The sequence below is a fragment of the Leptolyngbya sp. FACHB-711 genome, assembly GCF_014695615.1.
GTDB lineage: Bacteria > Cyanobacteriota > Cyanobacteriia > Elainellales > Elainellaceae > Leptolyngbya_A.
On sequence record NZ_JACJOR010000269.1, the window covers coordinates 23,320 to 32,737 of the forward strand.

Consider the following 9,418-nt stretch of genomic DNA (forward strand, 5'->3'; position numbering starts at 1 on the left):
ATTTCTTCCTGCTGTTCTCTTATAGCGATACCCATTTAGATCAAGGCAGTGTACAGGGGTAAAACCCCTGCGGGGTGGCGCATCCTCTATGCTTCTCCTGCTCGAACTAAGCCGGAAATCACCGATCTAGCCTGGAAACCACTCATCTCTCGCCTCTTCCTTAGTGTTGGTATTGCGGGAAGGCGTTTTGCGCTCGAAGTTAAGGTGAACCGATCGCGTTTGTTCGCCATCAACGGCAACGGCCAAAATCGGAAAATCAATCACACCGTCCTGGAAAGACATCTGGAAACGGAATGTGCCGTCTGGATTGAGCTGCACTGGGCGACCTGCGATCGTGACGGTAGCATCGGGTTCGGTTGCGCCATACACAATCAGTTCGGCATCGGCAATCAGCCAAAACTGACGCGGACGCATCGGCGGCATAGAGGCAGAAAAGCCTACGCCTGACATTCCCATGCCCGACATCGTGTACATTCCTGCGCCCGACATTCCCATGCCGGAAGGGGTGTATATTCCCATTCCCGACATTCCCACTCCTGACATTCCCACACCGGATGAGGTATAAAGCCCGACGCCCGACATTCCCACGCCCGACATCCCCATTACTCCCATGCCCGACATCGTGTACATTCCCGCGCCGGACATTCCAATTCCTGACAGTCCCACACCTGACATTCCCGCGCCCGACATCCCCACGCCGGACATTCCTACACCGGACATCATGCCAATGCCAGATTCGCTACGGGCTGACAGTCCGGCTCCCGATGCAAACGAGCTGATTGTCTGCTCAGGAACCTGCTGCATTGAGCCGTAGAGCGATCCGGCGACGCGCTGTGCCTCTGCAGATTCGGTCAAGCCAAAGATGCGATCGTAGATAGGGTTGTTAAAAGTTTTGCGTTCACCCGGCGGCACAAGCTCCAGGAACGCTTTGTCGCGCAGGTCTGCCTGCCAATCGATCGTGAGAAACTGCTCGGAGTACCAGTCCGATGGATAAACAGGTGGGATGCGAATAGGCTGCGATCGCGCCAGCATCATCCAGCGTTCGTCTTCGGCGACATAGCCAATTTCAGCGATATAGTCTCGATCGCTTAGCGGAACCGGAATGTGCCAATTTCGCGCCATTTCATCGCATTCGTACTGCTGAAGGCTATGCGGATTATGGCGATTGGAATCAATATTGGTGACATCGTAGAACCGAAGGGCAAATCGACTGCCGCCCTGTTGTCGAGCTAACTGCTTTTGCTCTGCCGGAATGTCCCAATAGGCGTAAGCCCACTGCGGGTCGCGGGGCAGCAGCACAATCCGACTTTCGCCATAGCCTCCGGGCAGATCAGGCAAATTTGCGTCCACGGTTGCCAGTTCTTCGCTCGACAAGTCAGGCTGCCCCATGTAGAACTTGGCTGCCTCGATCGTCGACTGCAATTCTTCTTCCTGGGTTTCTTCGATCGCTAGGCGCGACTGAGCCACAAACATTCCGGCGGTAGCGGCTGCTACGGGAATTGTTGCATCAGGTGGGGCAGCGGGGTTGGGCGACACCGGGGAGGTGATCGTTGTTTCAGCCCCTTCTGTGGCGTCTCGTTCTGCAAGCAGTTCGGCTGCCATTTCCTCTTCGGCAACGATAGCTTCTGGAAATTGCGCTACTGCTTCAGGTGATGGAAGTGCTACGAGTTCGGCTGCCATTTCCTGGGCCGGCAAGGCCGTTTCTGTGGATTCAGGCAAAGCAGGCTCAGTTTCCAGGGGATTGAGTTCGATCACATCCGAGGCATTTTCTGACTGATCGCGAAGCTCGGACAAGCCAAACAGCGCACCCGTTCCTGTTACCAGAGCTGCCCCGCCTAACAAAGCCGGATCGATCGCCGCACTCGGAATCGCCGGATCGATCGCTGCTGAAGGAATTTCTTCCACCATTTCAGGATCGATCGCTGTGATTTCTGTCTTAGCAGCAGCCTCCCCCGATCGAGGGGCAACCGCTCCACCAGGGGCATCGTTCATGAGCTCCAGGCGATCGGCAGAGACGACGGAACCCGTGCGCTGTGCCAGCGTTGTGCCTGTGCTCGATGTGCTTGTCCCTGATGGTACAGGCGAAATCACCGGATTGGCAGGACGATCGGCAGCTTCCGAGGGTCTGCGGCGCGATCGCCACAACAGCAGCCCAGCCAGGAGCGCGAGCGGAAGCAGCAGCCAACCTAAACCCCCGGTACGATTCGCGATTGCGATTGCCGGATCGGCTGCGGCTGGTCCTGTGGTTCCTGCGGCTGGGTCTGGGTTAGTTGCGGTTGGCGAGGCAGCTTCCGTGGTTCCTGCGGCGGTGTTTGGATCTGTGCCTGTTGCCCCTGAAGAAGCAGTAACAGGAACGACTGCGGCCGGCGAAGCGGTGGCGATTGCCGTTGCAGAAGTGGCTAGGCTGGATGCAGGATTTACCGTTGTTGCCGTTTCCCCGGCTGTTGCTGCAACTGCCTTTGCTTCTGCGGTTTTTGCCTGACCGGTGGTTTTTGCCTGATCGATCGTCGTCTGACCGATCGGAGCTGTGGCAAACCCCAGAAAGCTTTGAACTGCCGCGCTGGGCGTTCCTTTATAGACGTAGCTTTGCGGTTGAGAGAAGGGATAGCGGGGGTCGTTGGGCAGTGTGCGATGCATTCGTAAAATTCGCACGCTTGGCTCATCTGCCACCTGATTAGCGATCGCATAGCTAATGCCGTCACGTCCTAACCTGGCGATGACTGCAGTGGTGCTATCCTGGCTGACCTGAGTGGTAGTGCTGCCTGTCCTAAACGGTGCGCCCTGAAACGCTTTGTAGTTGCGAAATGCCTGTCGAGTGTCGCTGCTGTCGGGTCGGTCTACGAAGCGGATTCTACCGGGTGCCCCGCCGAGCTGTGACCAATTGGTGATTTCTCCGCGAAAGATGCGGGCGAACTGCTCAAAGGTAATACTGCCCTGGAACGGATTATTAGATCCGACAATAATGGCAATTTTTTCGCGGGTGATGGGTACTTCGACAAGTCCCTGCGCTTTTTCTGCTTGAGTCAAGGGTCGCCCGATCGCTGCCAGGTCGCTCGTTCCGTCTAAAACCGACTTGAGGGCTGCTGCTGTTCCCTCGGTTGCAAGGTTCACCGCTGTGCCGCCATACTGCGCCTCGAATTTCTGCTTGAGTGCCTGGTTGATCCCTGCCATGCTGTCCGAGCCGTCTACTCGAATCGTCGTACCGCGCGGTACTGAATCCAGTAAAGGGAACGAGGTGGGGGCAGACTGCGCCAGGATAGGATCCGTGAAGAGGACTGCCGGAAGCCAGGTGGGGGCAGCGATCGTCAACAGCAGCGACAGCGTGAAAACCGAGGAAGTTTTACCTTGCAGCATGGATAAAGATAAGGTGAGCCAACCCGATGATTACGTTAACTTTTGCAAAAGATGTGCTGATTATATAGCCCCTTGTCAAGGATTGCGATCGGTTAACGCGCTGCAAAAAAATGCTCATGCTTTAGGTGGCTTTAGCTGATGGCGAGGCCGCGAGCGCGATGCGGGTTGGGCAGTGCTGATATTTGACATTGGCAGAGAAGCAGGCAGCGGTTCCTTTGGAGTTGCGCGAAGCACAAGTCGAGCAGAGCTAGTTTCTCGTTCTTGCAGAAGTGAGCGGCTGCGTCCCGGTTTAAATTCGGGTTTGGGTTCAGGCTCTCGTTTGTCTTCCAAAAAATTCAGCTCCATCAGGCTTAACCATCCCAGAACAATACCGAGCAACAGCAGGGCAGCACCGGACGTAAACAGCAGCAGCGAAAGGGGAATTAGCCGATTTAGCAAAACCAGGGTGCGGAGAGCCAGCAAGAGCGTACTGCCTGCACACAGCACCAGCGCACTATTTGCGCTCCAGCAGGCAAAGCGAATTAGCCGATAGTGACGGCGCAGCAGGCGAAGCTGGGCTTTGAGCTGCAAAAACCGCTCTGGGGGAAATAGCCGCAGCCCAGTAGCTGCATCTTCGTACAGAGGCTTGAGTAGCCGCAGTTGAGAGACGATCGCCCTTTGCCGAATTATGAGACCGATCGCAAGGCTGCCGCAAAGTGCCATCATCAGCACGGAGTTCAGCATAAGTTGAATGAGCTGCGAGGTTTGGTCAACGCTCATAGGGAGTTTCCCAAATTACAAAATGAGCTTGAATTACAAAACGAACCTGCTGGTAAGAGGCTGTTTGAGTCGTGTGAAAAGGTTCTACATTGCCCCCTGAATCCCTAACTTGGGAAACTTTGACCCCTTAGTAGGAGCCAGGTTTTCTGTGAAATTAACTCGAACCGTTCCTGGTGGGTCAATACTGGAGGGAACTGAGCTTTTTTCTGGCTTTAAAGGCCCCCAGCATTGGAAAATTTAGGGGCAATGCAGGGCATCTACTCCTTTTCAAACCAGTTCTAAGAAGTACGAGGCAGGATGTTCAACGATATGAAAATAATTTTAGTACAAATGTATCAAATTGATTTCATTTGTGCAGTATGGAGCGAATTCTGGGTTTTGAAAGGATTCTGGGTTTGAAAAGATTCTGGGTTGTGATTCAGGAAACTCAAATGAATTTTTCTTGCTAGTACCCGCAGTCTTATCAGCCCTGGGCTGAAATAGAAACAGTGATTACTCCTTAAATTACTCCTTCGGGAAACAGCGAAACAACCGTCGAAAACCCGGAATTAAAGCACGCAAATTAGTATGGCGAGAAACGAAGACTTGATGCCAACATCCGGCGATTCCGGGTCAGAACCGAAAGACTTCAATAAGCATGATCCGCAGTTTGAGCAGCAGGTTCAGCGGCTTCATCGGCTCACCGTTTACGCAAGATGGCTGCTCGTTGGGCTACTTTGGCTGACGATCGCCCCTCTGTGTCTCTGGAGTCTGCGATCGGAGTTTGCGCTGTGGCGGGATTATTTCACCTGGACTGCGGTTCGGTATGGGCTGGCTTACAATCGACTTGCCACCTTTGGGCTGGTGATTTGTCTTGGAATGACGGTTTCAACATTAGTCTGGCAAAGCCGCAATGTGCTTTGGAAGTTGCCCATTGCTGAGCGCAAACGGCTCGAAAAACAAGTGCTGCGAATCCGGCGCAAGGGGAAGAGTCACCCGCTCTGGAAATGGGTTTGCAGTCGCTAGAGAAACCCCCAAATAAACTCCCAAATAAACCTCTAGATAAAACCACCATGTAATCTCAGGCACCTCGGTTCGATCGCTCCCCTGTTGACGAGTGCCTCCCCTCATGTCCTATCCTCTTGAGGCGGTTGCTTTTCTTTGATTGCTTTTTTAAGGTGGGTGAGTGGGTGATATGGGAAATCAAGTCAGTCTCGCAAAAGTCGCTTATTGGCTGAAGCGGCAGTTTCAACAGGGTCAGTTTCTAAACCGCCCGTTTCAGCTAGCAAGCAGGCTACATCGTTTGCGATGGGTGACATTTCTGGGAATCGGCTTTTCGATCGCCCTGATTCTCAAGTTTCCGATCGCGGCGGCGGCTCAGTCGGTTCAGGCTGCCCGAATCACCAATTCTCCCCCCACCGAAATCCGGGGCGTCTGGCTTACCAATGTAGATAGCGATGTGCTGTTTTCGCGAGACAACCTGCGGCGGGCAATGCAGCGACTCGAACGGCTCAACTTCAACACCGTTTATCCGACTGTCTGGCAGAGTGGGCACACGCTTTACCCCAGCAAAGTCGTAGAAGCCGCAACGAGCATCAAAGTTGACCCCGATCCGGCATTCAAAGATCGGGATATGCTGGCAGAGGCGATCGAGCTTGGGCATAATCGTGGCTTGTCGGTGATTCCCTGGTTTGAGTTTGGCTTGATGGCTCCGGCAGATTCTGAGCTGGTAGAGCGTCATCCGCAGTGGGTCTTGAGCCGGCGAGACGGCAGCCAAACTTTCAATATGCACGGCGAAGATCAATCAGTCTGGCTGAATCCCGCCCATCCTGAAGTGCAAAAGCTGCTAGTGGATCTGGTCACAGAAGTGGTTGAGAAATACGACATCGACGGCATTCAGTTTGACGATCACTTTGGCACACCCACCGAGCTGGGCTACGACAACTACACCAAGCAGCTTTATCAGCAGGAAACAGGCAAAATGCCGCCCACCAACCCCCGCGACACTGAGTGGATGCGCTGGCGGGCAGGCAAAGTTTCTGATCTGATGGTCAAAATCTATTCGGCCGTCAAAACCCGCAAGCCCGACTGTCTGGTGTCTCTGTCGCCTAATCCCAGAGACTTCGCCTATCAGAACTATTTGCAAGACTGGTATAGCTGGCAGCGACTCGGCTTCATCGATGAACTGATCGTGCAGGTCTACCGCACCGACCTCAATCGCTTCCTGAGCGAACTCGATCGCCCCGAACTCCGCCGCGTCCGTGAGCGAATTCCAGTCGGCATCGGCATTCTCACAGGCTTAAGAATTCGCCCCGTCCAGACCCAGAGCATTATCGATCAGGTGCGCGTCACCCGCGATCGACGGTTTGCCGGAGTCTCTTTCTTCTTTTATGAAACGTTGGGCGATCGAGATGGCTCGCTTCAGAGTCTTTTCCCGAATCCGGCCATAAGACCAGGAAGAGGGTAGGAGTTGCCCCACACTGCCCCTGTCAATGTCCTACACTGGGGGGCATGACTTCCAAGATTCAACTGCTTCCCGATGACGTTGTGCATCTGATTGCGGCGGGTGAAGTAATCGACTCGCTGGCGGCAGTGGTGCGCGAACTGGCAGAAAATGCATTGGATGCAGGCGCAACCCGAATCACCATCTCTATCTGGGCGGAGCGCTGGCGGGTGCGGGTGGCAGATAACGGGGGCGGAATGTCTCTGGCGGATCTGGAGCAGGCAGCTCAGCCCCATAGCACCAGCAAAATTCAGACTAGCCTTGACCTGTGGCAAATCAGCAGTTTGGGGTTTCGGGGCGAGGCGTTGCACAGTCTGGCTCAGCTTGCCGACCTGGAAATTTGCAGCCGTTCTCCTGAAGAAGATGCTGGATGGCGAATCAGCTACAGTCCGCAGGGAGAACCACTCCAGGCAGAAGCGATCGCCCTTGCGCCCGGTACGATCGTCACCGTTAGTAATTTATTCGGCAGATGGCTCCCACGCCGTCAGGGATTGCCGTCTCTGGCTCAGCAGCTGCGCCTGATTCAGCTCACCATCCAGCAGCTTGCCCTGTGTCATCCCCATGTCACCTGGCATGTTGAACAAAACGATCGCCTCTGGTTTGCCATTAGCGGCGGAGCTTCGACTCGTCAGATATTGCCGCAGTTTTTGCGCGATGTGCAGTTAGGCGATTTGCAGGATCTCAAGCTGCATCTGCCCGAAAAGTATGGAGCGGAAGATGCTTTTCTAAACGGTTCGCTCTATTTGCTTGTGGGCTTGCCCGATCGCTGCCATCGCCATCGCCCTGACTGGATCAAAGTTGCGGTGAATGGGCGGACGGTGCGCGTCCCGGAACTGGAGCAGAGCGTTCTTGCCAGCTTTCGGCGGACATTGCCCCGCGATCGGTTTCCGGTGTGCTTTGTGCATCTGCGGCTAACCCCAGAGCAGATCGACTGGAATCGCCACCCCGCCAAAGCAGAAATTTATTTGCATCATCTCGATCGCTGGCAAAAACAAATTATGCAGGCGATCGAGCGGGCACTGCGCCTGAGTGAAGCGACCCTCCCCGATACAGCCTACTCGGCGGCACTGGGACAAATCATCAAAGCAGCAGAAGTAGGCGGTTCCTATGGGAATCTCCAACCCGAACCGGCTCCTGGCTCCCACGAACCCGAACTTCCCCTGATTCCCTTAAAGGCGATCGCCCAAATTCACAAAATGTATGTCCTGGTGGAACATCCGACTGGGGTTTGGCTGGTGGAGCAACACATCGCCCACGAGCGAATTCTCTATGAGCAGTTGTGCAACCACTGGCAGATGGTAACGCTCGATCCGCCCCTGGTGCTCGAAGGACTTTCGCCCGCACAGCTTGAGCAGCTTCAGCGCATTGGCATTGAGACTGAACCCTTTGGCGATCGACTTTGGGCAGTGCGAACCGTTCCCGAAATTTTGGCAGCGCGATCGGACTGTGCGGAGGCGATCGTCGAACTGAGTTTGGGCGGCAATTTGGAAGCGGCACTGGTGGCAACTGCCTGTCGAGCCGCCCTTCGCAACGGCACACCCCTGAGCGAACCCGAAATGCAGCAGCTGATTGACCAGTGGCAGCAAACCCGCCAGCCGCGCACCTGTCCCCACGGTCGCCCGATTTTCCTGCCGCTTGAGGAATCCAGCCTGTCTCGCTTTTTCCGCCGTCACTGGGTAGTTGGCAAGAGTCATGGGATTTGAGGTTGCTTGAGAAGGCTCTGTGCAACCTAACCTCAAAATCTGAATATGATACGGTAATAAAACCGATCGTTTGTACTGCACGGTTATTCATCCAGTTAGCAATGCAGCTGAACTGCTATGGCTCAGAATCGGACTCAGAAATTATTCGATTAAACCCCAATCATGCTCCCTTCCGATCTCCTGCTCCACCGTCACAGCGGCGAAGAACTCCAGCCCAAGCGATTGCCGATCGACAAAAAGCATCTGGCAATGGCGACGGATTTAATTACGGTCTTTCGAGAAGCTAAGGGCAAGCCCCAGAGCGAACTCGATCGCCAGCTTCAGGAACTCGAAGGCGAGAATACTGATTATCGAATCAAGCGCGGTTTGGCTCATTTGCTGCGGGCAGAGGCGTTTAGCACGTTTGAAATTGTCAGTCCGCTCGATCCCCAGGCATTGCGGCAAAAAGTGTTTGCCCTCTCAGCGCGCTCGGCTTCTTTGCCTCAGGCTGCTGACCAGACGCTAGCCACGATCGCCACCCAGCTTAGCCTCGAATTGGGCTATGAAGTGCTAACTGATCAAGTGCGATCGGGCTTGTATGCCGACCTGAACGAAAATCGGATTTTGACCCAGTTTGAGCCACCCGAACCCGAAGCCCTGCTGCATCGCTATAACCTATCTCAGGTGCAGGGCGTGTTTTACAAAGCCAGCCAGATTCGGATCAACGCGCACCGCAATGATCCGGGCGAGTACAAGCTGCTGTTTCGCTATCTAAAGTTGTTTGGGCTGATGACTTATATCGAAGGCGATGCCGATCATGGGTTTACGATCGCGATCGACGGTCCCACGAGCTTGTTTAAACCCAGTAACCGCTATGGGCTCGACATTGCCAAGCTGATCCCTGCGCTGCTGCACGTCACCAAATGGAATCTGGCGGCAGATCTGCTGCTAAAAGACCCCTACTCCAAACAGGAAAAGCTGCGGCGGTTTACCCTTGCTGATACCTGCGGGCTGGTGAGCCACTACCCTGCCGGAAAACCCTACGACAGTATGCTGGAATTTTCCTTTGCCGATCGCTGGGATTCGCTCAAGACTGAATGGAAGCTGGAACGCGAAGTTGATCTAATTCCGATTCCCGGCA

Annotated in this window: 6 protein-coding genes; 4 read left to right on the plus strand and 2 right to left on the minus strand. The window is 54.6% G+C overall.

Annotated elements, in window-relative coordinates; all coding sequences use genetic code 11:
• Nucleotides 1-126: 126 nt before the first annotated feature.
• Together H6F80_RS30760 and H6F80_RS10595 are read right to left on the minus strand one after the other, a co-directional pair.
• Nucleotides 127-3,354, minus strand: coding sequence for a DUF4912 domain-containing protein (locus H6F80_RS30760; RefSeq protein WP_190791521.1), 3,228 nt, complete (start codon nt 3,352-3,354; stop codon nt 127-129).
• A gap of 114 nt (nt 3,355-3,468) precedes the next feature.
• On the minus strand, nt 3,469-4,113 hold the full coding sequence (locus tag H6F80_RS10595; RefSeq protein WP_190791522.1) for a hypothetical protein: 645 nt from the start codon (nt 4,111-4,113) through the stop codon (nt 3,469-3,471).
• A 567-nt stretch (nt 4,114-4,680) separates the two neighbouring features.
• On the opposite strand from H6F80_RS10595, the gene H6F80_RS10600 reads away from it, so the two are divergent.
• The 4 genes from H6F80_RS10600 to H6F80_RS10615 all read left to right on the plus strand — a co-directional run.
• Entirely contained in the window at nt 4,681-5,118 is a 438-nt protein-coding gene (locus tag H6F80_RS10600) for a hypothetical protein (protein WP_242067277.1), read from the plus strand.
• A gap of 169 nt (nt 5,119-5,287) precedes the next feature.
• Entirely contained in the window at nt 5,288-6,559 is a 1,272-nt protein-coding gene (locus tag H6F80_RS10605) for a glycoside hydrolase family 10-like protein (protein ID WP_190791523.1), read from the plus strand.
• Nucleotides 6,560-6,603: 44 nt separating this feature from the next.
• A complete protein-coding gene (gene mutL, locus H6F80_RS10610; RefSeq protein WP_190791524.1) occupies nt 6,604-8,298 on the plus strand; it encodes a DNA mismatch repair endonuclease MutL in 1,695 nt (564 codons plus the stop codon).
• Nucleotides 8,299-8,460: 162 nt separating this feature from the next.
• Nucleotides 8,461-9,418: DUF790 family protein (locus H6F80_RS10615; RefSeq protein ID WP_190791525.1), on the plus strand; the 958-nt coding region annotated here is incomplete at its 3' end.